The sequence below is a fragment of the Bradyrhizobium sp. ISRA430 genome (assembly GCF_029909975.1).
GTDB lineage: Bacteria > Pseudomonadota > Alphaproteobacteria > Rhizobiales > Xanthobacteraceae > Bradyrhizobium.
This window is the reverse complement of sequence record NZ_CP094516.1, coordinates 3,132,912-3,159,142: the sequence shown is the minus strand read 5'-3', so window position 1 is coordinate 3,159,142 and position 26,231 is coordinate 3,132,912. Positions and strand designations below refer to the sequence as shown.

Below are 26,231 nucleotides of genomic sequence, written 5' to 3'. Positions count from 1 at the left end.
ATCCGGTCCTCGTCATACTCGTGCCATCCCTCGAGAGCCGCATTGCGCGGATTTTCACAATGATTATCGATGCCCTGCCGATGTCTTCGCCGCCGGATTGGTGATCAAGACGGCGCGAAAATCATTGACGTTGGTGAGCGTCGGGCCGGTCACGATCTGATCGCCAAGCGCCTCGAAGAAGCCATGGCCGTCGTTATTGGCAAGGCTCGCCTTGGGATCGATGTCCTTGGCGCGAGCGCGGGCGAGCGTATCCGGCGTAACAAGCGCGCCCGCGATCTCCTCGGTGCCGTCGACGCCGTCAGTGTCGCCCGCAATCGCAAACACGCCGGGTAAGCCGTCGAGCGCGATCGCGAGCGAAAGTAGGAATTCGACGTTGCGGCCGCCGCGCCCGCTTCCTCGTATCGTGACGGTGGTTTCGCCCCCGGAAAGCAAGGCGCACGGCGAGGCCGCAGGCTGCCCGTAACCGACAACTTGGCGCGCGATTCCAGCCATGACTTTGCCGACATCCCGTGCCTCCCCCTCGATCGCATTACCGAGAATGAGGGGCGTGAACCCGGCTGAGCTGGCAATCTCCGCGGCAGCCTCCAATGAGTGTTGCGGCGTCGCAATCATGACGGTCTTGGCGCCAGCAAGCCGCGGGTCACGAGGCTTCGGCGTCTCGTCGGCCGCCGCCGCGAGATGCGTAACCGCCGCGCGTGGCTCATCAATGTGGTATTTGCGCAGGACGGCAAGTGCATCGGAGAACGTCGTCGGATCCGGCACGGTCGGACCCGAGGCGATGACGGATGAATCATCTCCTGGTACGTCGGAGATAAGCAATGTCACGACCCGTGCTGGGTGTGCGGCGGCGGCGAGCCGGCCGCCCTTGATGGCCGAAAGGTGTTTGCGCACGCAATTCATCTCGTCGATCGAGGCGCCCGAACGCAGCAGGGCGCTGTTGATAGCCTGCTTGTCCTCGAGCGTGAGCCCGGGAGCAGGGAGGGCCAACAGCGCCGAGCCGCCGCCCGAGATGAGCACAAGCACAACATCGTCCTTGGTGAGACCCGAGACGAGGTCGAGAATGCGCCGAGCGGCGTGCTCGCCCTTGGCATCAGGAACGGGGTGAGCGGCTTCGACGATCTCGATCCGCCGGCATGGCGCAGCGTGCCCATAGCGGGTCACAGCCAGTCCCTCGATCGGCCCTGACCAGAGGTCTTCCACGGCCTTCGCCATCGCAGCCGATGCCTTGCCGGCCCCGACCACAATGGTGCGGCCCTTCGGCTTTGGCGGCAGGTGCGGCGAGATCGTGTGCTCCGGTAGAGCGACCTTGATCGCCGCGTCGAACATCGCCCGCAATAGGTCGCATGGCGGCATGAGTGCAACGCTGGTGGCGGCCGCATTCATAGGATCGGCAGCTCCGGCAGCGGCTCGCCGAACCACTGGCGCGACAAGCGGTCAAGGTCTCCGTTGAGCTTTCTCTGGAACACGAAGACGCTCACCCAATTGAGAAGCTCGGGTGCGCCGCGCCGCAGGCCGATGCCCGCGGGCGATTGCTTGATACGGAATTTCGCCTCGATCCTTTTCTGCGGATTCTGCTTCAGTAGGGCGGCCACCACGACATTGCCAGTTGCGATCAAATCGGCTTTGCCGGACAGAAACGCGGAGATGGTCGCATCGTTATCGTCGAAGCGCACGATCTCCGCGCTTTGCGGCGCGATCTTTGTGAGGTCGCGATCCTCGATCGTATCGCGGGTCACTGCGGTCTTTCTTCCTTGCAGATCGGCAGGATCTTTCACGACAAGGTCAGGCGCGCCAAACACGCCGGAGAAGAACGGCGCGTATGGCGTCGAGAAGGAAATTGTCTTAGCCCGGTCAGGAGAGATTCCCAGATTGGCGATGACCAGATCGACCCTTTCGGTCAGCAATGCGGGAATGCGGTTGACGCTGGTGACCGGGACCAACTGCAAGCGCACGCCGAGGTCGGTGGCGACAAGTCTTGCGACATCCACGTCGTAACCTTCGACCTGACCGTTCTGGATCGAGCCGAAGGGCGGCAGGTCCTGCGGCACCGCAATCCTGACAAGACCGGTCTCGATAATGCGGTCGAGATCGTCAGCCAGCGCCGGTCCTGGCATCCAGCAAAGAACCGACATGAACGCGCCCAGCAAACCGGCTAACCGAACTTTGTTCATTGCGTGCATGTTCGCCTCCGAGACAATTGCCGCCATCCAATCTTAAGTTGCGCGGCTCAATCGCTCCCCTTGATCGTCGACACGAGGTCCCGCCCCATCAGTGTAATCAGTCGTCAGGCCGTCGCAGGCTTGATGACCTCGGCTGGTGCAGCCAGCACCTCTTCGGTCGACACCCTGATCTCGCCGTTGAGCACACGCTTTGCCTGCCGACGATCAATGTCGCCCTCCCAGGCCGCGATCACGACCGTCGCAACGCAATTACCGATCAGGTTCGAGAGCGCACGCGCCATGCCCATGAACCAGTCGACCGAGAGTACGAGCACAAGCCCGATCGCCGGAATGACCGGAATGGCCGAGAGCGTCGCCGCCAGTACGACGATGGCGGAACCCGGCACTCCGTGGGCCCCCTTGGACGTGAGCAGGGAGACGCCCAGGATCAACAGAAGATCGGTGATCGAAAGCGGGGTATTCGTCGCCTGCGCAATGAAGACCGCTGCCAGCGTGAGATAGATCGAAAACCCGTCGAGATTGAACGAGTAACCTGTCGGAATGACGAGACCGACGGTCGAGTCCTTGATTCCGAGTGCCTCCAATTTGCGCATGACCTGCGGCAGCACGCTGTCAGATGACGCGGTGCCGAGCACGATCATCAACTCTTCTCGCAAATAGCGGAGAAATTTGAAGATGCTGAGACCGACGAGCTGCATGATCACGCCGAGGACCACGACCACGAAGATCGTCACTGTCACGTAGAACAGCAGGACCAGATAACCGAGCTGCTTGAGCGATCCGATGCCGTACTTGCCCACCGTGAATGCGATCGCGCCGAGAACGCCTAAGGGCGCGAGCTTCACGATGAAGCCAATGACCTTGAAGAGAACACGGGTAATACGCTCGATCGAGTGGGCCAGAGGCTCGCCATATTCGCCAAGCAAGGCCAGGCCTGCCCCGAACATGATCGAGATCACGAGCACCTGTAAGATGTCGCCCTTAGAGAAGGCGTCCACTACAGTGGTCGGAATGATCCGGAGCAGGAAATCGACGGTGCCCGTGACCTGGCCGACATGTTGCGTATAGGAGGCCATGGCCTTCGGATCGAGCGAGCTCGGATCGATATTCATGCCGACGCCGGGCTCGAGCGCATAGGCCAGCAGGATGCCGAGAAAGAGCGCGATCGTCGTGACAACCTCGAAGTACAGGATGGCCTTGATGCCGACGCGCCCGACCTTCCTCAAGTCGCCGGCGCCCACGATTCCATGGACCACCACGCCGAACACCAGCGGGGCGATGACCATCTTGATGAGCTTGATAAAGCCGTCGCCGAGCGGTTTCAGCGAAACCGCGAAGTCCGGCCACGCGATCCCGAGAACGATCCCGAGAACGAGCGCGACGACGACTTGACCGAATAGCGATTTGAAGAATGACATCTTGGCTCCTCCCGTCCGCCTTTGTCTGATGGCGTCCATCACGCTACTGTGGCTTGTCAGTCGTTAGCCGGTGCTGATCTCGTGGTTCGCCATGATCTCCAGCGCGCGCACCATGGCTGAATGATCCCACGCCGAGCCGCCATGGGCCGTGCAGGCATTGAACAGCTCCTGGCATGTCGCCGTGTTCGGCAGGCTGAGTTTCAGTGCCTTGGCGCCCTGCAGGGCAAGGTTCAGGTCCTTCTGATGCAATTCGATGCGAAAGCCCGGGTCGAATCGCCGTTGGAGCATGCGTTCGCCGTGCACCTCGAGAATGCGCGAGGAGGCGAAGCCGCCCGTGAGCGCCTTGCGCACATTTGCCGGATTGGCGCCCGCTTTGGCAGCGAACAACAACGCCTCGCCGACGGCCTCGATCGTGAGCGCCACAATGATCTGGTTCGCGACTTTCGTCGTCTGGCCGTCACCGTTGCCGCCAACGAGCGTGACATTTTTTCCCATGAGCTCGAACAGCGGCTTCACCCGCTCGAACGCGGTCGGAGATCCGCCAACCATGATTGTCAATGACGCCGCTTTGGCGCCTACTTCACCGCCGGAAACCGGCGCATCCAGATAGTCGCAACCAAGCGCCCGTATCTTTTCGGCGAAACGCTTCGTCTCGAGCGGCGAGATCGAACTCATATCGACGACGATCTTGCCCTTCGAGAGGCCTTCCGCAACGCCGCCTTTGCCGAACAGTACGGCTTCGACGTCCGGCGTGTCCGGAACCATGGTGATGATCACATCGGCCTTTCGGGCAACCTCTGTAGCCGATGCGCAGGCGGTGCCGCCGACCGCGATGAGATCGTCTGGCACCTTTGTACGGGTGTTGAGAAATAGGTCATGGCCGCCCTTGATGAGGTGCCCGGCCATTGGCGCGCCCATGATCCCGAGACCGATAAAACCCACCTTCATGTGCTGACTCCTTGTTGCGGAACATCGGATCCACGTCGCAGATAAGCCGCCGCCCAGCCGAGACCGGCCGAAGTCGTGGTCTTCGGCTTATACTCGCAGCCGATCCAGCCGATGTATCGATCGCAGTCGAGCTGATCGAAGAGGAAGGGGTAGTTGATCTCTCCCGTTCCGGGCTCGTTGCGTCCGGGATTATCAGCAACCTGAATGTGGGCGATGCGATCTTTCAGGCGTCGGAATGTGGCGGCGAGTTCGCCACTCATTCGCTGCTGGTGGTACAGGTCGTATTGGACGAATACGTTCCTCGACCCGAGCTCATCGACAAGCGCAACCGCCTGGTCTGCATAGTTCAGCCAAAAGCCCGGAATGTCCTTATCATTGATCGGCTCGATCAGCAGACGAATGCCGGCCGCTTCCAGCTTGTCCGCCGCGAATTTCAGGTTTTCGACCAGGGTCGCGCGTACGCGATCGGGATCGGCGCCAGGCGGTGCGATCCCGGTCAAGCAATTCACCTGCGGACAGGCAAGCGCCGTCGCATATTCGATCGCGCGGCCGACGCCCTCCTGGAATTCGCCGGTGCGATCAGGCAGGCAGGCAATGCCGCGCTCGCCGGCCTCCCAGTTGCCGGCCGGCAGGTTGTGCAGCACTTGTTTGAGCAAATTTTGCTGAAGTGTTTCCGCGATCTGCTCTTTGGGGTACGCGTAAGGAAACAGGAATTCGACGGCCGCAAAGCCGTCAGCGCGAGCGGCGGCGAAGCGATCCAAGAACGGATACTCATTGTAGAGCATGGTGAGATTAGCCGCGAATTTAGGCATGGAGTCCTCGCCTGTTTGTTCAGTCCAACAATGCGATTGCCGTGGGAGCGTCCGCCTTGTCTTTGGCCAATTCCTCGAACTCGGTAATTGCATTGATCTCCGTACCCATGGAGACGTTTGTGATGCGTTCGAGGATGAATTCCACCACAACCGGAACCTTGCATTCCTCCATCCATACCTTTGCTTGATCAAAGGCGGGCTGAATTTGCTCTGGGCGGAAAACTCGGATCGCCTTGCAGCCGAGGCCGTGGGCGACTGCGACATGATCGACACCGTAGCCGTTGACCTCAGGCGAGTTGATGTTCTCGAACGACAGCTGCACACAGTGATCCATATTGAAACCGCGCTGCGATTGTCGGATCAGGCCGAGGTACGAATTGTTCACGACGACATGCAGATAGGGCAGCTTGAAATGGGCGCCAACCGCCAGCTCCTCCATCATGAATTGGAAGTCGTAATCGCCGGAGATCGCGACAATGCTTCGATCTGGATCGGCCGCTCGCACACCTAGCGCTGCCGGAATGGTCCAGCCGAGAGGGCCTGCCTGACCGCAATTGATCCAATGGCGCGGGTGATAGACGTGCAGGAATTGGGCGGCAGCGATCTGGGAGAGGCCAATCGTGCTGACATAGCAGGTGTCCCGCCCGAATGCCTTGTTCATCTCCTCATAGACGCGTTGCGGCTTGAGCGGCACGTCGTCAAAATGCGTGCGGCGCAGCATCGTGCGCTTGCGCTCCCGGCACTCTGCGACCCAATTCGTCCGATCCTTGAGCCGGCCGGACGCTTTCCACTCGCGGGCGATCGCGACGAACAGCTCGAGCGCTGCTTTTGCATCCGACACGATGCCGTAATCGGGTGCGAAGACGCGGCCGATCTGGGTGGGCTCGATGTCAACGTGAACAAACGTCCGGCCCTCGGTATAGACATCGATCGAACCGGTATGCCGATTGGCCCAGCGATTGCCGATCCCGAGAACGAAATCTGAAGCAATTAGCGTTGCGTTCCCGTACTGATGTGCGGTCTGTAGACCGACCATGCCGACCATCAGCGCATGGTCGTCCGGAATCGAACCCCAGCCCATGAGAGTTGGGACGACCGGGACACCCATGATCTCGGCGAATTCGACGAGCAGCGAGCAAGCGTCCGCATTGATAATGCCGCCGCCCGCAACAATGAGCGGGCGCTGCGACGCGTTCAGCATCGTGAGTGCTTTCTCGATCTGCGCCGGTGTGGCCGCCGGCTTATAGACTGCCAGTGGCTCGTACGTTTCGATGTCGAATTCCACCTCGCCCATCTGCACGTCGAAGGGAAGATCAATCAGCACAGGCCCGGGACGGCCAGAGCGCATCAGGTGAAATGCCTGTTGGAAAGCCCGTGGCACAAGCGCAGGCTCCCGCACCGTGACGGCCCATTTTGTCACCGGCTTGGCGATCGACTCGATGTCTACCGCCTGAAAGTCCTCTTTGTGGAGGCGGGCACGCGGCGCCTGTCCGGTGATGCAGAGGATTGGGATGGAATCCGCCCACGCGGAGTAGAGACCGGTGATCATATCGGTTCCGGCTGGGCCTGAGGTGCCGATGCATACTCCGATGTTACCCGGCCTTGCCCGCGTGTAGCCCTCGGCCATGTGCGAGGCACCTTCGACGTGCCGGGCGAGAAAGTGTTTGATCTCGTTGCGAGGGCGTAGGGCGGCGTAAAGCGGATTGATAGCAGCCCCGGGTACGCCGAAGGCGCATCGGACGCCTTCCTTCTCCATGACGCGCACCGCCGCTGCTGCCGCGGTCATCTTCGGCATCATTTCCTCCCGTTATTCGCCTCCCGTTGTTGTTCTTGTTATCGCTGGGGCGTGACAGCAAGCCTTGCACTTGACTATCAAGTCGTCCAATATATTGTTCGACTTGATCTATATGCATTTCATATCGACTTGAGGTCGACGTGGAGCTTCGCCACCTTCGCTATTTCCTCGTCGTTGCCGAGGAGTTGAGTTTTACGGCAGCGGCCGCTCGATTGCGGATTTCGCAGCCCCCGCTCAGCCAGCAGATCCAAGATCTCGAAACCGAGTTGAAGACTACGCTCTTTCTGCGCACCAGCCGCAGGGTCGAGCTGACTCCGGCCGGGGTTGCGTTCCTTGACCACACACGATCGATATTGGGCCAGGTCGGGCAGGCCGTCGAACAGACGCAAGCGATCGGCTCGGGCAAGAGTGGCAAGCTTGACATCGGCGCCACCGGCTCCGTGCTGCTGGGCCCGCTCACCTCAATCATCGCCGCCTATAGCAGGCAACATCCCGAAGTAATGGTGCGGCTGCATGAGATGGCGCCGCTTGCCCAACTCGAGTCCCTGCACGCCCGAAAGACCGACATCAGTTTTCTTCGAAGCCCGACGGAGGATCCCGAACTCGTCACCGAAGTCGCCTGGCGGGAGCAGGTTTGGGTCGCTCTTCCAAGAGGTCACCCTCTATCCAGGCGCGATCGCTTGCGTCTCGCAGATCTGCGCAATGACGACCACGTGTTTCTTCGTCTCGAGGATTCGCGATTTGCTCAGTACCTTCGCGACTGCTGTGTCGAGGCGGGATTCATCCCGCGCATAAGCCAGCAAGTGGTCGAGGCCTATTCGTTGACAAGTCTTGTCGCCGGCGGTCTGGGTGTGGCGCTGGTGCCGGAGAGCGTTCGCCACCTTTCGCGGCGAGGCGTCATCTATCGCCCCCTCCGTGAGCCCGCGCCGGCGGCCGACGTGAAAATGGTCTTCCGGCCGGACGGCAATCCTGTTGTGGCAAGATTTGTCGAGCTTGCACGTGAGCTGCTGCCGGCAGCCCCATCACTTGGGGTGGTCGCAGCCAAGGATGCAAAGAGTCGGGCGAACAGGAATAGTAGTGACGACCTGCCACATACCGGCAAGCACGAAGAAGGCGTTGTTCGGAAAAAGCGACGTCTCGGTCGGGTACGAGTTAGCGGGTAGTAAGAATTTGGCCGCCTTTCTACGATTTGCCGAACAGCGCGCTTGCAGTGCTCTCCTTATTGGAGACGATATCGCAGGTTCGTGTTGGTGTGGGGAAAGCTCGCCCGCGCAACCAAGGGCCGCGATCAAGAATCCGACGCTTGTCCGTGAATGATCCTCAATTAGAGTGTAGCGCCGCTGATGCACGTTGCGCGGGAGTAGTGTGCAAGCGGGTTCTCGTGTGCACGACGTGTGCACTGAGAATCCGAAAGCCCGATTTTCGCTTCCAATCCAGACCCATATGATCCTAGAAGACGCAATCTGCTGAAGCTTGATCAGACCAAATTCCTCAGTCGGTCCAATCACATGAAGGATCGATCGGAGTCAAAATAGATCAATGAAATGAATGGTTTAGACTGGAAATTTGCCGCGGCGCCCATGATGGACTGGACCGATTCACAGGCCCATATAACGCGCCGAACTCAAACGCGCTGAGCCTCAGATCGATCCTTGCTCCATTTGGGCAACGGATCGGACCACACCCTGCTTCCCCCCGGAAATGGTGCCACGGGTTGCACGCCGGTACGCGCCTCTCCCGAGCCAATCCTGCAACTCATGATCTTGGGCAATCGATGCGCTCAAAGCGGCAAATACCGCGCTGCTGATCGCCTGCTGCTGGCCGCGCAGATGATCTTCGAGAAGCTTGTGCCGCGTAATGTAGCCCGCGTTTACTCCGGGAATGGCATGGTTCATCAAGAGCTTGGCGTCGACTTCGGATACGCCGGCTGCGGTTGCAATCGTACGGAAGGTTTGACGGAGGTCGTTGCCCCATTTCGATAGCATTTCCCGGTCCTCCTTGGTTTCCGCTAAATGCCCCGACGCGCTGTCGGCTGGAAACACCCACGCTCGTGTTTGCAGAGGATACATCTGTCTACCGAACCGGATTGCGCGGATGAGGCAGAGGATCATCTGACGTGACAGCGGAATATCGAAGGCCTTCTTCCTGCCGCCCTTTGGTTTGGGAATGTGCAGCGTGCGGCGCCGAAAATCGATGTGTTCTGGCTTGGCTTCCTGGAGCGCAGTAGGCCGAGAACCGCAAAGGAGAGTGAAGAGGTGGAACTCTCTACGCACGGGGTTGTTGAGGGCGGCGAGCTGCGCAAACCAGCCTTTCAGGTCGGCCGATCCCATCCCAGTGTTGCGGCGCTCCTCGACATTCCAGTCGACCGCATCGGCTGGGTTATCTGACGGCAACGACCTGTTCGTCTTCCGAGCATGATTATAGATGGCTCGCAGGGTCCGCATGCTGCCATTGGCCATGTACGGCCCGTTCTCCCTTGTGACCTCGTCGTGCTTCTTGGCCACCCGAGCCGGATCGGTCGCGAGCTCATGGAGTGTGGTGTCGAGCCATTCTGCAAAAATGCGATCGACGTGGTCGCGGTAGCCCTCGATGGTCTTTTCGCTGCGGTTCTTCCGCATCAGATGAGCCTCGAGATACCGCTCCCAGGCCTGCTTGAGAGTGATGCTCGCGACTGTCCCGCCAATTGCCATCGCCGGAGCGGGATGCGCTCCGTAGGCTTGTTTGTCGTTCTTCGGGTGCCGTCCGCGGCTAATCTGGGCCAAGTACTCTTTGGCAGTGGCGCGCGCAGCTCGGGTCGACATCTCACTAGCATCGCCAATGGAAACCCTAATGGATGAAGCCCGCTTGCCTCCCTGCCTAAGGTCGCCTTGGACGGTAAAGGTCCTGCGTCGCTTTCCGATAACTACGAAAAAGCCTTTCAATTCTGTATCACGAGCCAGGTACCAGCCTTCCTTCGGGGCGGGTAGTTGAGCGATTGCCTTGTCGGTGAGAGAAATTCGAATATCGGTCATTACGAGAGTCCAGGCCCGCCAAAACGGTTTTCAAACGGTGTTGGCGGATTGAGCTATTTGGAGGTTTAAGTTCGACGGAGCGCGAAGCTATGCGAGAAACTCCTATAAACAAAGGGCCTATCGAATGTTCGTCGTAGCGCGGCGTGCATTTGGAAACTGCAGAGAAGGGATGGGCTTGAACTCTTAATCAGCGGGTCCCAGGTTCGAGCCCTGGTGCGCCCACCATCGCGAAGGCGTCCTTCCTCAATAGGTCGCCGAAAGCTCATCGAGAACAAAACGGGTCTCTTGCGACGTTTTTTTGCGGCGGACGTCGCGCGGCCGGATTGCCGTCCGGCTTGCCTTTGTTTCTGTATCTTCACCCCATTCGATACAGCGCGCAGTTGCAGGGTATCGCCCCGCTGCAGAGCCGGAGCCAGCGCGATCCCTTGAATGTGCGACTAAGCTACGGCCTATCCGCGCTGCCAGGTGGCAACCAGCATATCGCGGAAGCGTTGGGCTGCTGGGGAGAGGCGCGCAGCGCGCCGCTCGACAATGCCGATCGTGCGTTTGATCTCAGGTTCGCCAATCGATCTTGTTACGATGATGGGGTGTCCGGGCGGTGGCGTCGCCAGCTTTGGCAACACGGACACGCCGAGCCCGCGTTCGACCAGGCCTAACGAGGTGGTGAGGTGATTGACTTCGAAATGAAAGTTGAGCCGCACCTTTGATTTCATCAACGCCGCTTCGAGGATCAGACGATTGCCGCTCGCGCGGCTCACGCCGATCAGGATTTCGTCTTCGAGGTCTTTCCAGGTCAGGCGACGCTTGGTCGCCAGAGCGTGGTCGCGCCGGCAGGCCAGCACGAACGGATCGTCCAGCAGCGGAGTAAAGCTGAGATCGGGGTCCGTACTGCCGGTCAGATTGATGCCGAACTCGGCTTCGCCGTTTGCCACGCTTGCCAGCCCCTCATTTGCCGAGAGGTCGAGAATCCGGAATCGGATGTGAGGAAAGCGGGCGTTGAACTGCTCGATGGCCTTCGGCAGGAAATAGAACACTGCTGTTGGAACGCAGGCGAGCGTGATCTGCCCGGTCTGGCGAGCGGCGGCGCCGGTCGTGCCGAGGAGGGACTCCTCAAACTCATCGAGCAGGCGCCGCATCAACGGCGCCAGCGATTGGCCGACTGCAGTCGGTGCAACATGCCGCGTGGTGCGCTCAAGCAGAGGAGCCCCGATGGCTCCCTCGAGCGACTGAATGCGCCGCGACAGCGCCGGCTGCGATAGGTTCAAGGAGTTGGCTGCCTTGCTAAAGCTGCCCAGGTCGAGGACCGCCAGGAAGGCACGAATGTCGAGCAGCTCGAAATTGATGCGCATTGCGCATCAATAATCCAAATCTTTGCATTTCACAACAAAGAGGTCTTCCGCCAGGGTCTAGACGCAAACCAGCCGAAGGATTTCGCTGCCATGCTTCGTTCCGTTCGCGTTCCCTGCGTCCTGATGCGTGGCGGCACATCGAGAGGACCGTTCTTTCTGGCGACCGACCTTCCGAGCAATGTCGCCGAACGCGATCAACTGCTGATCTCCGCGCTCGGCGCCGGACATGAGTTGCAGATCGACGGCATCGGCGGTGGTAGTCCGCTGACCAGCAAGGTTGCCATCGTAGGGCCATCGACGCATCCCGATGCTGACGTCGACTACCTGTTTGCCCAGGTAAAAGTCGCCGAATGCGCGGTGGACACCTCACCCAACTGCGGCAACATGCTGTCGGCAGTCGCTCCTTTTGCCATAGAGCAAGGCCTTGTACGTGCTCGGGACGGGCGCACGACGGTTCGCATCCACAATGTGAACACCGGCAAACTGGTTGCGGCGACCGTGCAGACGCCCGAAGGCGCCGTCACCTATGAGGGCGCAACGAGTATCGACGGCGTGCCCGGCGGCGCCGCGCCAATCCATCTCACTTTCCTTGATGCAGCCGGATCCAAGACCGGGCTCCTGCTGCCAACGGGCAGCGCTACCGACGTGGTGGAGAATGTGCCGATCACCTGCATCGACGCCGCGACACCTCTCCTGATCATGCGGGCGGAAGATCTTGGCAAGAGCGGGCTGGAGCGGCCGAGCGAACTTGATGCGGATCGCGCGTTCATGACTCGGCTCGAAGCGGTGAGGCGTGCGGCCGCCGTACGCATGGGGCTGTTACCCGGGCTCGTCATCCCTAAGCCCGTTCTGATTGCGCCGGCGCTACATGGCGGCACCGTCTCCGCCCGATACTTCATGCCGCATGCCTGTCATAGGACATTTGCGGTGACCGGCGCCGTCGCGCTGGCAACGGCGTGCGCCATTCCTGGCTCAGTCGCCCACGCGTTTGTTAGCAATGGGCTTCCGACCACTGTCAAGATTGAGCATCCGTCAGGTCAGATGGAGCTCGAACTCTCCTGGGCCGAAGGAGCGAAGGTGCCCACCGTATCAGTCGTCCGCACGGCGAGGCGGATCTTCGAAGGCGCAGTGTTTGCCCGCCTCCCGCAGGCCGCCGTGCCGCTGGCTGCAGCCTGAACCGACAGGGCGAAAAGCCCGCTCGCTAACAAATAATGCAAATTGGGAGGCAACATGCAGACCATGCAGGTAGCTCGTGCAGCGACAGATGGAAGGGATAAGTCCAACAGATTCTATCAGACGCTCTACTTCCAGGTGCTCGTGGGGGTGACCGGCGGCATTCTGCTGGGGCACTTCGTTCCAGAGGCCGGAGTCCTCGTGAAGCCGCTCGGAGATGGTTTCGTCAAGGTCGTCAAAATGATGATCGTGCCGGTCGTGTTCTGCACGATCGTGCTCGGTATTGCCGGCATTGGGCGCGAACGAAGTGTCGGTTCGACGTTGCTGAAGGCCATGGCACTGTTTTACGTGTTGACGGCGGTTGCGCTGTTCGTCGGCCTGATCTCGGTCGAAGCGCTGCAGCCGGGCGTAGGTCTGCACATTGACGTTCACGCGATCGATCCGACGGAGGCCGCACGGTACGCAAGATCAGCGAAGAAGCTCGACGCCGTCGAGATGCTGTTGCATGTCATCCCGCGCAGCTTCTTCACTCCGTTTGCAGAAGGCGAGGTGCTCCCCGTACTGTTCATTGCGATCATCACTGGCTTTGGGCTCCGCAAGATCGGGGGCGCGGGAGAACCGTTTCTGCGCGGCCTCGAATCATTCTCCAGGGCGCTGTTCGCTGCCTTCAGTTTCCTGATGAAGCTGGCGCCTCTTGGTGCATTTGGCGCCATCGCGTTCATCGTCGCAAAGAACGGCATTCGCACCATCGGAAATCTTGGCCTGCTGATTCTGACGCTCTACGTGGCTTGCGGGATTTTCGTTTTTGGAGCGCTGTGGTTGCTCGCCCGCATCAATGGCCTCAGCCTGTTCAAGCTGCTGCGCTACATCCGCGAGGAGCTGCTGGTCGTACTCGGCACCTCCTCCACCGAGCCCGTGCTGCCGGCGCTCCTGTACAAGCTGGAGCGGCTCGGTTGCAGCAAGGGGTCAGTCGGATTGACGCTGCCGCTCGGTTATTCATTCAACCTGGATGGCACGGCAATCTACCTGACGCTCGCCTCGCTGTTTCTGGCGCAGGCTATGGATGTCCACCTCTCGAATTGGCAGATCATGTCGATGATCTTCGTGATGCTGCTTACCTCGAAGGGAGCCGCCGGCGTCACGGGAAGCGGCTTTGCGGCGCTGGTGGCGACACTTGCGGCCATGCCGGACACCTTGCCGGTCGCTGGCGTCGTCATCATTGCAGGCATCGATCGCTTCCTGTCGGAAGCGCGTGCGCTGACCAGCCTGGTGAGCAATGCAGTCGCTTGCATTGCGATCGCAATCTGGGAGGGAGAGTGCGATCTTGCACGCCTCCACAATGAGCTCAATGGGTCAGCCAGCGCCAAGCCTGCAACTATTGAGATCGAGACCGACGAGCAGCCCGCATTTCGGCCTGGTGTCTCCGCCTCATCGATCTGAAGCAGCCTACGACGAGACATCCCGCATCCAACCGGCGCGCCCTCCGCTCGACACAACTTCGCGCGGAGAGCACGCGGCAAGAATCGTGTGTTGCGCCTCCGCGATTTGGAGTTGCTCAGCAACATTCGGAGAGTAGTTGGATAGCGTTGTCCATCGTTCATACGCCTGCGTACGGCTCAGGGCCTGTGCCCTCGTCCCGAATCCTCCGCACGCCAATGCGATGCAGACATACCGAAGTTCGTCGTAAACCATCGTGAAAACGCCGGCAGTCCGGAGAAGCCAAGAAGTTGGGCAGTCTCGGCGAGAGACCTTCCTTCTACCTTGATATGGCGCTGGACCAGTTCGACGCGAACAGCAGCGAGAATGTCAGAGAAGGTTGCACCGCGCGCGGCCAGCCGCCGGGTCAGAGTGCGGCGATCGATCCCTAAATGACGCGACACCAACTCGCTGGTGCAGCGACCCGATGGGAGCAGCGTGAAAATCAGTTGGCGAACAGTGGCATCCATCATGACGGCAGGCCGCGCAACGACCTCGTCAAGATAGCGCCGGACATAGAATGCCATCGTCGGGTCGGCCGTCGAAATCGGCGCGCTCAGATCGCGCGGTCTCAGGACCAGGCCGTCAAACGAGCCGCGAAAATGCGGGAGTGAGCCGAAGAAGTCGCTGTGGTGCCCCTGCTCGAGGCGGGGGAAGGGGTGTCCAGCATTGCGCGTTCGGGTGCGGCTGCCCGGCGGTATGCCTGGATCGAGCGCCGAGCTCCCAGAAAATCCGCCGTGCAGGGATCGCGCTAGGTTAGGGCGGCCGACACGGCTGAGCCGCGATCACCGCGGAGAGCAGTGACCAAGCTGAAAATCCTTTCGATGTATCAATGGCCTGTCGATGAAAGCGCTGCCCGGCGGAGGCGCCTCCATGTCGATCGGTTCGTGGCACACCAGCACCTCGCCTGAGCTTCGTGGCGTTCCGAATTTGCCCGACTGTGGCGGCCCGGAGACATCTCTCTACAGCGTATTCAGGTACAAATGTTCGCGGAGGTTGCGATTGGGGGTGCGACTCATTTCGGCAAAGCAAAAACGGAAGGGATACTGCGAGATGAAGAAAATCTTTGTCGGCGCGATTGGCGCCTTGGCAATCGGGATGTCGGCTCCCGCAAGCGCTGCCGATCTGGCCGCACGGCCGTACACCAAGGCTCCGCCCGCTCCGGTGGTCGCGGTGTATGACTGGACAGGTTTCTACATCGGCGCCAACGGCGGTTGGGCAAACAGCCACAATTGCTGGGATTTCCTCACTGCCGGTGGTGCGATCGTCGCCGATGCATGTAGCGATCGTTCAGGCGGCGTGATCGGTGGCCAGGTCGGCTATCGGTGGCAGTCCGCTGGTTGGGTCTTCGGTCTCGAAGCTCAGGGCGACTGGGCGGATCTCAACCGGACGCGGGTCAGCCTGATCAATCCTGCCTTCTCGACGCGCGTGAAAACCGACGGCATCGGCCTTTTCACCGGGCAGATTGGTTATGCCTGGAATGCCGCGTTGCTCTACGTCAAGGGCGGTGCTGCGGTCACCGGCAACACCTTTAGCATTCTGGACACCGCCACAGGCACGACGCTCGCATCGGCCGACTCGACGCGGTGGGGTGCGACCGTCGGTGTCGGCTTCGAATACGGCTTTACGCCGAACTGGTCGGTTGGCGTCGAATACGATCACCTGTTCATGGGGCATAACAACAACTCGTTCTCCGTGGTCAATCCGATTGTCGCGGGAGCGATCAATCGTGTCGACCAGGACATCGACATGGTTACGCTCCGTCTGAACTATCGCTTCGGTTGGGGCGGTGTTGGTGCTCCGGTGGCAGCCCGATACTGATTTCCGATCACCCGATGCATGCAAAGGCCGGCTGTCACAGCCGGCCTTTGTTTTTTGGATCGTCTGGTTGGCCTGTGCGCCAAAGTGCCGCTGTGGCGTGCTCAATTGATCGATGGCTTTCGAAGGGCCGGCTTCTCGCAATTCGTCACAACGACCAGGCAGCATTCCGGAGCAAGCGTTGCCGCGACGTCATCTTCGCCGCGAATTGCCGGCCTTTCAATTTGGGCGCGGAGCCTTAGCGACGGCCTCCCTCAATTCCTTGACCAGGCGCGTGATGTTGGGATCGTCCGGGATGATTTTCGCTAGTTGCTCGGCGTATTTCAGGGCGCTTGGCAGATCGCCGGCCCGCTGATTGATCGTCACCAGCGCGGCCAAAGTCTCGCGATGCGAAGGGTGACGGGCGACGTTTTCTTCGAGTTGCCGTATCGCGTCGGAAACCCGACCTGCCGAATTGAGTGCGACCGCATAGACATATGCATAGCGCGCCTGGGCTGGTTGGAGTTCACTGGCCAGGCGCAACTCCTCCAATGCGTCCTGCTGATGTCGCGAACGGACAAATGAGAGGCCAAGCGCATGATGAAGGGCGGCATTCCGCGGAACTTGCTCGATTGACTTGCGCAAAACGGCTTCAACACGATCCTCGCGCTTCTGTCGTGCATAGAGGTCCGCGAGATTGATGGTCGCCGGAACATACTCGCCGCTAAGGCGCAATGCTGCGACGTATTCTGCTTCGGCACGATCCAATTGGCCTTCGCGCGCGAAAAGATTTCCAAGGTTGGTCCGTCCTTCCGGACGATCGGCGTTCAGCCTTTGCGCTTCCGTGAATTCCGCCACAGCCTTCTCATATGGTGCACGATACTCCGGCGGCTGCGAGGAGGCGGGTAATCCCGCCAGCAGGGAAACGGCGCGAATACGGACGCCTCGCACCGGATCCGCAAGCGCCTTTCCGGCGATAGGCCAGAGCTGTTGTAGAGGCATGCCGTCGAGCATGTCGAGCGCACCAATGCGAACCATTGGGTCGGAGTCGCCAAGGGCCGTACTCGCGATCTTGACTGTTTCCGCAGACAAATAAGCGTTCAACTCCGCGAGAGCCCCGGCGCGGGCGAAACCGGGATTGTGCTGGTCGCCCGCAATATGGGCAAGCAAGGCCGCAGGGTTGGTGCCATCGGTCCAGGCAGCGTGGAAGGCCGGGCCGTAGGTTTGGAATCCCTTGCGCTCGGGTCCGTGCCACTTCTCGATCGCGGCCGCTGCCCATTCCGCTGTCTTGTCTGTATGGCAATCGTTACAGGCGTTGGGGGTGCCGAGCTGAACGGAAAGGTCAGGGCGGGGCACACGGAAGCTGTGGTCATGCCGGGAATCCACGACCATGTAGGTGTGGACGGGCATGTGGCACGACGCGCAGGCCGGCGGGGGATTTGCTTCGGCATGATGGTGATGGGATACGGCGGCGAATTTCTCGGGGGCGTGGCATTGCAGGCAAACGCCGTCTCCTGCCAGCCGCGTTTTGCCGCTGTGGGGGTCGTGACAATTGCTGCAGGTTACGCCGGCGGCGAACATCTTGCTCTGCTTGAATGATTCGTAGTTGTAGACCTCGTCCAGCATTTGGCCGTCGGCGTGGTAGAGACCCCTCGACAGAGGCAGAACCAAATGTGTCTCGGATAGCCACTGGCCGGGAATCCAGTCTTCGGAGATCTGGCTCCGCCTGGCATGACAGAGGCCGCAGGTTTCGACTTCCGTTCGCAGCGTTGCGGGCGGCGGGTTGCGCGATGCCGTGGAAGAAGCTTTTTCGAGCGACCAGGACGCGTTCAACCGCTCCGAAAAGCGGACCAGAAGACCCATCGTCTCGCTGTCCGATTTGCCGAACGGCCAAAGCTTCTTCTGCGATGCGGCCCAGGCAACATGGTTCGAACCCTGTCCATGGCATGTCTCGCAGCCCACACTTATCTCGGCCCACGTGGTGTTGAACCGATCCTTGGACGCATCGTAGTTCTTCCGAACGCCGGTGGAATGGCATTCGCTGCACATGAAGTTCCAGTTTTGGTTCAACCGGGTCCAGTGAAGCGGGTCCGTGTGATCGATCTTTTCGTTGGGATAGAGATGAAACCAGCGCTGTCCTCCCTTTTCCTTGGGGCGCGCATCCCACGCGATCGATAGCGCCTGCAGGCGTCCGTCGGGAAATTCGATCAGGTATTGCTGAAGGGGATCGACGCCGAATGTGTATTTGATTTCGTACTCGGCCAGGTTTCCGTCGGGCCCGTCAGTTTCGACGAAGAACTTGCCGTCCTTGCGGAAAAAGCGGCTACGCACGCCAAAATGTTCAAATGTCACGCCGTTGAAGTCGCCGAGAACGGTCGCTTCGGTTGCATGTGCCATCGCCAGCTTGTGCTGCGATTGCTGCCAAAGGCCCGTCTCGGTCGGATGGCAAACGGCGCAGGATTGGCTGCCAACATAATTAGCGACGGCAGGCGGCGCCTTGGCTGCCGTCTGGTCGAAGGACGAACCGGCGACGGACAGCCAAAACACGGCGCCTCCGACAATCAGGACAACGCTGATCAGGGCGATGATGCCCCAGCGGCGATCGAGCAGCGTTCGACCCGGCGCCACGCGGCTCTCCTCGCTGCCGTGTCTGGGGCGCTTACGCGATCGACCGGAGACCGATTTGGATTTTGGCAAATCTGCTTCCCCCGAGTGCACTGCAATTTTGGCGCTGCGCCGGACGCTCCGGATTTCACAAGGCGCGAGTGAGAATGTCAACGAACCGCCTGGCCCTTCATTTCATTACGGCTAGCGCACGCGCCTTCTCCAGGCCGACCATGAGCGTCTTGACGAGCGGGTCAGTCGCGCCGTGCCGCTGCAGGAATCCCTTGGGATCGCGCCCCACGGGCTCATACTGAGACATCTTGTCCAACGCGCGCCGGGTGGCCTTGCGGTCTCCGAGCTCTGCATTCGCTACCGCAAGCAAGAATTGACTGAAGCCGGGATCGTCCATCGCGGAGCGTTCGGCAACTCTGAGCATCTGCGAATAGTCGCCCTTCAGATACAGATCGATGGCGATCAAATGAAAATACCAGCCTGGAGGACTCAAAGTACGCTCGATCGCACGCTTGAGAATGGGGATGCCCTCTTCGAAATTCCCCCGCACAGCAAGCCGCCAGCCGAGCTGGGCCAGGACCTCGGGGTCGTTGGGATTGAGAGCCGCCGCTTGACGCGTCAGATCCTCGCTTTCGGCGTAGCGTCCTGTGTAGAAATAGGCGCTTGCCCGAGCCTTCAGAGCCATAGCGTTGTTCGGTTGAATGGCGACCGCGCGAGACGTCGCCTCGAGCGACCGCGCATATTCGGTTTGCCGGTTGCCGTCGCCGGTATATCCGAGGCGTCCAGCGTCGACATGCAGCCAACCGAGCATCGCCCATGCATCACTGTACTCCGGATCCCGCTGAACGGTCTGTTCGAGACACCGCAAGACGGGCTCGAACTCCGCTCTCGCAAAGCTGCGGCGGTACCCGTACCCGCGCAAGACGCACAGGTAACTTTCCATGTTCGATACGTTGGGTGCAGACGGGCTACTGGCGATATCGCGATTGACTATGCCGTAGGGCTGACCGATCACGGTCGCAATCTCGCTCGCGAGATCTTTTTGAACGCCTATGAGCGATTGCGGATCGGACGGTCGCGTATCAGTCCGGGTCCACACGATCTGGCCGGTTGCCGCATTCGACAGAGTCGTCATGACGCGAACTTGTTCGGCATCTGTCTGAACGCCTCCATTCACAATGTATGAAGCGCCAAGATTGCGTCCCAGCTCCGTCGCGGCGACGCTCTTGTCCTGGTTGGAGCCTGGCGGGAAGGTATAGAGTCGAATGCTCGGAAATCGGAATAGATTGCTGGTCAGCTCCTGGCTTAGTCCAACAGCAAGGTAGCGAGCACTCTCTCCCGGGCTCAATGACTCGAATGGCATGACCAGAAGGGCAGGCTCCTTCGGCGAGCCCGAACGGAAATGTGCCGGCACGTAGGATAAGCCCCACAACACCGCGCCTAGTGCGAGCATGGCGGCAATGGTTGCGACGATTGGCCAGGCACGAATGCCCGGTGTTGGGCTCGCCGGCTTTGCACCTCCCGCAGGCTGAGCTGGAGTTTCGTGAAAACTAGGCTCGCGTTCGATCGGAGCGGCGGGTGCGTTATACCACTCAAAAGTGGGGACGTATGATCCCTTCGGAATTGAGATGCGGACTGCGTCCTTCTGGCCGGCATCCATGTAATAGCTGTCGAGATCGCGTCGCAGCCGTCTCGCTTCGAGGCGAACCACAGGGTCTGCTTGAGGATCGAAGGACTCGTCGCGGCCGAACACGGCCAAGGCAATTGTAAAGCCCTTCAGGCTCTCTGCACGGCCGGCAAGCGTTTCGCCCACGACGAAGCGCAAAAACTGACGTCGCCTCTCGCTCGCCTGAAAGCGCGGACTCGAGCAAATTCGCTCAAGCTCCGCACGCACGTCCTCAGCCGTTACCTCGGCGCCTTCACGCCGAGTCACGCCGGAGACATCAGCGTCTACCGCGGGAAAATTCGGCAACTCACTCATTAAACCTTAAACTGTCGAATGTGCACCTTACTCGGGTAACGGTCGGCTTGGCAACCAAGGCTCTTCAACTCACGAGTGAGTGACGCTGTCGGTCACACGAGTATGCATTTTGTGCCAAAGGGATGACGAGGGTCGCGCATTTCGTCGTAGGCCTCGAGCGATGATGGCGTCGCGGTCGTGAGCGAGCGCGGCACTGCAGCAACACTCTACATTACAACTTTATGTATTTTTCCGTATTCCGCCGTTGCTGCGTGCGGTGTTCGTGTTCGCACCTGGGGTGCGAACCTGTTCGCACCTTGTTTGGCGCGTGCGCGAGGCGATGCTGGCACGCTACGAGAACGCTGTTCTGACAGCCCTGCTGTCATGATCGCAAGATGTGATGATCCTTGGATGCACGTCGCCACTCCATCGACCTGGTTGTCTCTATGGAGGAGTTCCGATCCATCGTGGCCCGGTTTCCCCAGCGCGAGCTGGATATTCGGCGCCGCTTTGGTCGCGACGCATCATTTAGATCGATTTGTTCGGACTACGAGGAGGCGACGAAGGCGCTTCGTCATTGGCAGAAAACTTTGGAGGAAGCGGATCCTGAGAGAGATCGACGCGTGAAAGAATACAACCACCTGCTCGTCGAACTGGAGGAGGAAATCCTCGCCCATCTGAGTCGTCCCTGAGTGTGGCGACGTGGACGCGGGAGGGCTTCACCGTGGTTGGCGACATCTGCTGCCTTCGTCTCAACCGCACGATACCAACAATGGAGATCTGACCCGTGAAGAACACCATCGAAAGGCTCAGGCGGTTTGGCTGCGCGATACTGGCCGTGCCGCTGCTTGGCACCGCGGCTTACGCCCAGGCGCCAGTGCAGAAGCCGAACATCATCCTGATCCTGTCGGACGATTTCGGCTATGGAGACTCCGCCGCGTACGGAGGCGGTGAAAATCGCGGCATGCCGACGCCAAGCATCGATCGTCTGGCGTCAGAAGGTGTGCAGTTCATGTCCTTCTATGCGCAGCCAAGCTGCACGCCCGGTCGGGCCGCCGTGCAAACCGGTCGCATTCCCAACCGCAGCGGCATGACGACGGTGGCATTCCAGGGCCAGGGCGGCGGTATGCATGCAGCCGAGTGGACATTGGCGTCGGTCCTGAAGACCGGTGGTTACAAGACATTCTTCACGGGCAAATGGCATCTCGGTGAAGCCGACTACGCACTACCGAACGCGCAAGGCTACGATGAGATGAAATACGCAGGCTTGTATCATCTCAATGCCTACACGTATGCCGATCCCACCTGGTTTCCCTATATGGACCCCGAGCTCAGGGCGATGTTCGAGCGCGTGACCAAGGGAGCGCTGTCCGGAAACGCTGGCCAGCCCGCGAAGGAGGATTTCAAGATCAATGGGCAGTATGTCAACACGCCCGACAAGGGCGTCGTCGGCATTCCGTTCTTTGACGATTATGTCGAGAAGGCCTCGCTCGATTATCTGGACCGCAACAGGGGATCGACACAGCCCTTCTTCATGAGCATCAACTTCATGAAGGTGCATCAGCCAAACATGCCGGCTCCCGAATTCCAGGGGAAGTCGCTGTCGAAGAGCAAATACGCGGATTCCGTCGTGGAGAACGATACGCGTATCGGGCGTATCATGGATAAGGTCCGCTCCCTTGGGCTCGACAAGAACACCTACGTGTTCTGGACGACGGACAATGGTGCATGGCAGGACGTCTATCCGGATGCGGGGTACACGCCATTCCGTGGCACGAAAGGCACGGTTCGTGAAGGCGGCAACCGCGTTCCCTCGATTGCCTGGGGACCGGGGATCAAGGCCGGAACGAAGAATTCCGACATCGTCGGCGGTCTCGACTACATGGCGACCTTCGGGAAGCTCGCCGGCATCAAGCTGCCCGAGAACGACCGCGAAGGTAAACCGATCGTCTTCGACAGCTACGACATGTCGCCGATCCTGTTCGGGACCGGAAAGTCGGAGCGCAAGAGCTGGTTCTACTTCACGGAGTCTGAGCTCTCGCCCGGCGCGGCGCGCGTCGGCAACTACAAGGCCGTGTTCAATTTGCGCGGTGATAACGGCGCAAAGACCGGCGGGCTTGCTGTCGACAGCAACCTTGGCTGGAAGGGACCGGAATCATATGTGGCGACCGTTCCGCAGGTGTTCGACCTCTGGCAAGACCCGCAAGAGCGCTACGACATCTTCATGAACAATTACACGGAGCACACTTGGTCCCTGGTCACGATCAATGCCGCCGTGAAGGATCTGATGCAGACGTACGTGAAGTATCCTCCACGGAAGATCCAGAGCGAGACCTACGCGGGGCCGATCACTATCCAACAGTACGAGCGGTTCCAGTTCTTCAGGGATCAGCTTGCGAAGGAAGGCTTCAGTATCGGCCTGCCTACAGGCAATTGATCAGGCGCATGGAACGGCCCCGAGAGTGTCGGGGCCGCTCGGTCTTCGCTTCTCATGAACGGGACGGGGGTTATGAAAGGAACGTGGGTTGATCGACGCGCGATAGTGGCAGGCTTGCTGGTGTCGACTGCCACTCTCTCTCTCTCCAACCATGTTGCCGTGGCACAGGACGATCCCCTCCCGTCATGGTCGGAGGGGCAGCCGAAGAGGTCGATCGTGGACTTCGTCTCGGCGGTCACGCGCGAAGGGTCGCCGGACTTCGTTCCTGCGCCCGAGCGAATTGCTACATTCGACAACGACGGCACACTCTGGTGCGAGCAGCCGATGTATGTGCAGCTCGCCTTCGCCCTGGACCGGGTCAAGGCGCTGGCCGGCAAGCATCCGGAGTGGAGAAAGAAGCAGCCCTTCAAGGCGGTGCTCGACAACGACATCGCTGCGCTCGCCAAATCCGGCGAAAAGGGGCTGGTTGAGCTCGTCATGGCGACCCATGCCGGCATGACTACGGCAGAGTTCGAGAAAATCGCCAGCGATTGGATTGCGACCGCGCGTCATCCGAAGTTCGGTCGACTGTATACCGAGCTGGTCTATCAGCCGATGCTGGAATTGCTTGCCTATCTGCGCGCCAACGGTTTCAAGACGTTCATCGTCTCCGGCGGTGGCATCGAATTCATGCGGCCATGGAGCGAGAAGGTTTATGGCATCCCGCCCGAGCAGGTTGTGGGATCCAGCATCAAGACCAAGTTCGAGATCGACGGCGGGCATCCGGCCTTGATGCGTTTGCCGGCAATTGATCTGGTCGATGACGGTCCCGGTAAGCCGGTCGGCATCAATTCGCACATCGGACGTCGACCGATTGCCGCCTTCGGCAACTCGGATGGTGACTTCCAGATGCTGCAATGGACAACGGGGCAGGGCGGCCGACGCTTCGGCCTGATCGTCCATCACACCGATGCCGAGCGCGAATATTCATACGATCGGAAATCGTCGTTTGGCCGTCTCGACAAGGCTCTGGATGCGGCAGCGGCGAACAAATGGACCGTTGTCAGCATGAAAGACGATTGGAAGCGCATATTCAGCTTCCAGTAGATTGTCTCCGGTCCGCAGACGTCGTGAGGCCGGTGCTCAATCGTTGGGTGGTGGCGCATGTCAGGAAACACGATTCCGCGCCGGGCAAAGGGAGGAATGAAGATGGTCGGACTTACCAAGTTTGCGTTTCGGGCCGCCCTGGTTGCCACTCTCGCCGTCTCGGCCTCGGCATTGCCAGCGACCAGCATCGCTGCACCATTGAGTCCCGCTGCGATCCCGTCATCGGTCGCTGCGCAGCAGGAGGATGTTTTCATTCAGGTCCGTGCCGGCGCACGTGGCGGACGCGCCTATGTTGGACCACGAGGCGGCGCAGTTGTGCATCGTGGAGGTGCAGTGGTCGGCCCGCGGGGCGGTGCATATCGCGGCCGCACTGCGGTGGTGGGACCACGTGGGAACGTTGCAGTTCGCGGCAGAACCGCCGTCTACGGCCGTGGCGGTTGGGCGCGGCCCGGCTGGTATCGCTGGCCTGCGGGAGGAGCAATTGCCGCTGGAGCCGCGCTCGGCTTCGTCACTGCGGCAAGCGCGGCTGCCTGGGCAGGTGCAGCTCCCGCGGCCGGCATGTGCTGGTACTACACCGATCCCTCACGGACCCAAGGGTTCTGGGACTATTGCCCTTGATGAAAGGTGCGAAGCCAAATCGCTTTTCCCGGAAGCGCAGAAGATTGCGACAGATGCCTATCTCTTCGTCTATCCGAGCTTGAAGACTCGAATTGAAACGAGGACGAGAGAATGAAAGCCGGTAGTTGCAAAGCATCTCTTTTGACTCTGATGGCTCCAACGGCACCGGCGGCGAACATGTGCCGAATTCGAGCGCCTGCCCGCCTTTGTCGCAGGCCAGGCGCCTTGAACGACCGGCGCAGGTGGCGGTAAGGTCGACCGGAAAGAAGAAGCGGCGAGGTGTCATTGACGAATTCGCCCACAGCAGCGCGCGCTCCGGATCTGGTGCTGTTTCCGCACCAGCCCGCCTTGAAGCTCATCTACGACACGGCCCCCATCGGTCTTGCTTGTCTGTCGCCGGATTGCCGATACTTGCAGATCAACCAGCGGCTCACCGAAATATGCGGCATCTCGGTTGAGGACCATCTCGGTCGTTTCGTGAGAGACTGCGTGCCTGCGCTGGCCGATGCCGTTGAGGCGATCGTCCGCTCGATCATGGAGACCGGAGAGCCAGTCGTTGGCATCGAAGTCGCAGGACAGCGTCCCGATCAGATCGAGGAGCGGGCATGGATCACCTATTGGCATCCGCTGAGGGCGCCCTCTGGCGAGATCGTTGCCGTCAACGTTGCCGCCGAGGAAATCACCGAGCGCAAGCGCGCGGAGCGTGAAATTCGACAAGCCAAGGACGCCGCCGAAATGGCCTTGCGTCACTTGCGCGAAACTCAGGAATCCTTGATCGAAGCGGAAAAGCTCGCCGCCCTCGGCCGTATGGTTGCCGGCATCGCCCATGAGATCAATAGTCCCGTCGGCATCGGCCTAACGGTGGCGTCGACGCTGGAGCGCAAGGCCGATTTATTCGCTGCCGCGATCACGTCCGGTGTTGTGCGCCGTTCGGCGCTGAACGAGTTCGTTGATCTCGTCCAGGCCGCCGCTCGGCAATTGGTCTCAAATCTCAGCCGAGCGGCTGACCGCGTTCAATTGTTCAAGCAGGCAGCGGTCGATTCCAGTTCGTCCGAGCGGCGCAGCTTCGACGTGAGCCAATTCACGGAGCTGGCTTTGTCGCATTTGGGACGGAAGCATCGCGAGAGCCGCATTTCGCTGAACGTCCGGTGCGAGCCTGGCCTCTTCACGGACGGCTACCCCGGCGAATTCGGGCAGGTTTTGACCAATCTCGTCATCAACGCGATGGCGCATGCATTCCCCGGCGATGGTAAGGGGGCGATCGATGTTCGCGTACTTGCCGCCGGGAACGACATCGAGGTGTGCGTGGCCGACGATGGAGTCGGCATGACTCCCGAAGTGAGACGGTGCGCGTTCGATCCGTTCTTCACGACCCGACGTCACGAGGGCGCGACCGGACTTGGCCTGCACATTGCGCGCCATATCGTGGTGGACCGATTGGGCGGACGCATGGTGCTCGAGAGCGCGTCGGGTGAAGGTACAACCGTTTCAATCATCCTGCCGCGATCGGCTCCGCCTGCCGATGATTGATGCTGCGTGGTAACGCACGTGCGCT

General features: G+C 60.3%; 19 protein-coding genes and 1 pseudogene. 9 read left to right on the top strand and 11 right to left on the bottom strand.

The genetic code is table 11. From position 1 onward, the window contains the following. Positions 1-63: 63 nt before the first annotated feature. From MTX21_RS15205 to gcl, 6 genes are all read right to left on the bottom strand, one after another. Positions 64-1,383: a glycerate kinase gene (locus MTX21_RS15205; RefSeq protein ID WP_280965608.1), complete on the bottom strand. Its 1,320-nt coding sequence runs from the start codon at positions 1,381-1,383 to the stop codon at positions 64-66. Further along, the gene (locus tag MTX21_RS15200) at positions 1,380-2,207 is read right to left on the bottom strand and encodes a transporter substrate-binding domain-containing protein (protein ID WP_280965607.1); all 828 of its coding nucleotides are present in this window, start codon (positions 2,205-2,207) and stop codon (positions 1,380-1,382) included. The genes MTX21_RS15205 and MTX21_RS15200 overlap by 4 nt, the downstream gene beginning before the upstream one ends. Positions 2,208-2,284: 77 nt before the next feature. After that, on the bottom strand, positions 2,285-3,598 hold the full coding sequence (locus tag MTX21_RS15195) for a C4-dicarboxylate transporter DctA (RefSeq protein WP_280965606.1): 1,314 nt from the start codon (positions 3,596-3,598) through the stop codon (positions 2,285-2,287). A gap of 63 nt (positions 3,599-3,661) precedes the next feature. Further along, positions 3,662-4,546: a 2-hydroxy-3-oxopropionate reductase gene (gene glxR, locus MTX21_RS15190; RefSeq protein WP_280965605.1), complete on the bottom strand. Its 885-nt coding sequence runs from the start codon at positions 4,544-4,546 to the stop codon at positions 3,662-3,664. Further along, a complete protein-coding gene (hyi, locus tag MTX21_RS15185) occupies positions 4,543-5,358 on the bottom strand; it encodes a hydroxypyruvate isomerase (RefSeq protein ID WP_280971062.1) in 816 nt (271 codons plus the stop codon). Before hyi ends, glxR begins: the two co-directional genes overlap by 4 nt. 19 nt (positions 5,359-5,377) lie before the next feature. Further along, positions 5,378-7,153: a glyoxylate carboligase gene (gcl, locus tag MTX21_RS15180; protein ID WP_280965604.1), complete on the bottom strand. Its 1,776-nt coding sequence runs from the start codon at positions 7,151-7,153 to the stop codon at positions 5,378-5,380. 140 nt (positions 7,154-7,293) lie between these two features. Between gcl and MTX21_RS15175 the strand changes: the two are divergent. Further along, a pseudogene (locus tag MTX21_RS15175) lies at positions 7,294-8,154 on the top strand (LysR family transcriptional regulator); the annotation flags it as partial. A gap of 639 nt (positions 8,155-8,793) precedes the next feature. Here MTX21_RS15175 and MTX21_RS15170 read toward each other — a convergent pair. Both MTX21_RS15170 and MTX21_RS15165 read right to left on the bottom strand, forming a co-directional pair. After that, positions 8,794-10,164 (bottom strand): integrase family protein, encoded by a 1,371-nt coding sequence (locus MTX21_RS15170; protein WP_280965603.1) that lies wholly within the window; start codon positions 10,162-10,164, stop codon positions 8,794-8,796. 449 nt (positions 10,165-10,613) lie between these two features. Continuing rightward, positions 10,614-11,513, bottom strand: coding sequence for a LysR family transcriptional regulator (locus tag MTX21_RS15165; RefSeq protein ID WP_280965602.1), 900 nt, complete (start codon positions 11,511-11,513; stop codon positions 10,614-10,616). 90 nt (positions 11,514-11,603) lie between these two features. On the opposite strand from MTX21_RS15165, the gene MTX21_RS15160 reads away from it, so the two are divergent. Then, the gene (locus tag MTX21_RS15160; RefSeq protein ID WP_280965601.1) at positions 11,604-12,689 is read left to right on the top strand and encodes a 4-oxalomesaconate tautomerase; all 1,086 of its coding nucleotides are present in this window, start codon (positions 11,604-11,606) and stop codon (positions 12,687-12,689) included. Positions 12,690-12,743: 54 nt separating this feature from the next. Then, positions 12,744-14,126 carry a cation:dicarboxylase symporter family transporter gene (locus tag MTX21_RS15155; protein ID WP_280965600.1) on the top strand — a complete coding sequence of 461 codons (1,383 nt, stop codon included), beginning with the start codon at positions 12,744-12,746 and terminating at the stop codon, positions 14,124-14,126. 176 nt (positions 14,127-14,302) lie between these two features. On the opposite strand, the gene MTX21_RS15150 is transcribed toward MTX21_RS15155, so the two are convergent. Beyond that, positions 14,303-14,689 carry a helix-turn-helix domain-containing protein gene (locus MTX21_RS15150; protein WP_280965599.1) on the bottom strand — a complete coding sequence of 129 codons (387 nt, stop codon included), beginning with the start codon at positions 14,687-14,689 and terminating at the stop codon, positions 14,303-14,305. A gap of 526 nt (positions 14,690-15,215) precedes the next feature. Between MTX21_RS15150 and MTX21_RS15145 the strand changes: the two genes are divergently transcribed. Beyond that, on the top strand, positions 15,216-15,983 hold the full coding sequence (locus MTX21_RS15145) for an outer membrane beta-barrel protein (RefSeq protein ID WP_280971061.1): 768 nt from the start codon (positions 15,216-15,218) through the stop codon (positions 15,981-15,983). 216 nt (positions 15,984-16,199) lie between these two features. Here the strand turns inward: MTX21_RS15145 and MTX21_RS15140 are convergent, their stop codons facing one another. Beyond that, positions 16,200-18,587 carry a tetratricopeptide repeat protein gene (locus tag MTX21_RS15140; RefSeq protein WP_280965598.1) on the bottom strand — a complete coding sequence of 796 codons (2,388 nt, stop codon included), beginning with the start codon at positions 18,585-18,587 and terminating at the stop codon, positions 16,200-16,202. Positions 18,588-18,753: 166 nt separating this feature from the next. After that, the gene (locus tag MTX21_RS15135) at positions 18,754-20,556 is read right to left on the bottom strand and encodes a tetratricopeptide repeat protein (protein WP_280965597.1); all 1,803 of its coding nucleotides are present in this window, start codon (positions 20,554-20,556) and stop codon (positions 18,754-18,756) included. Between the two features lie 386 nt (positions 20,557-20,942). Here MTX21_RS15135 and MTX21_RS15130 point away from each other — a divergent pair, with 386 nt between their 5' ends. The 5 genes from MTX21_RS15130 (at position 20,943) to MTX21_RS15110 (ending at position 26,206) form a co-directional block, all read left to right on the top strand. Continuing rightward, entirely contained in the window at positions 20,943-21,227 is a 285-nt protein-coding gene (locus MTX21_RS15130; RefSeq protein ID WP_280965596.1) for a hypothetical protein, read from the top strand. Positions 21,228-21,364: 137 nt separating this feature from the next. Next, positions 21,365-22,972, top strand: coding sequence for an arylsulfatase (locus MTX21_RS15125; protein WP_280971060.1), 1,608 nt, complete (start codon positions 21,365-21,367; stop codon positions 22,970-22,972). A gap of 72 nt (positions 22,973-23,044) precedes the next feature. After that, the gene (locus MTX21_RS15120) at positions 23,045-24,058 is read left to right on the top strand and encodes an HAD family hydrolase (protein ID WP_280965595.1); all 1,014 of its coding nucleotides are present in this window, start codon (positions 23,045-23,047) and stop codon (positions 24,056-24,058) included. A gap of 102 nt (positions 24,059-24,160) precedes the next feature. Next, the gene (locus tag MTX21_RS15115) at positions 24,161-24,676 is read left to right on the top strand and encodes a hypothetical protein (RefSeq protein WP_280965594.1); all 516 of its coding nucleotides are present in this window, start codon (positions 24,161-24,163) and stop codon (positions 24,674-24,676) included. Positions 24,677-24,961: 285 nt separating this feature from the next. After that, positions 24,962-26,206 carry a PAS domain-containing sensor histidine kinase gene (locus MTX21_RS15110; RefSeq protein WP_280965593.1) on the top strand — a complete coding sequence of 415 codons (1,245 nt, stop codon included), beginning with the start codon at positions 24,962-24,964 and terminating at the stop codon, positions 26,204-26,206. Positions 26,207-26,231: the final 25 nt, after the last annotated feature.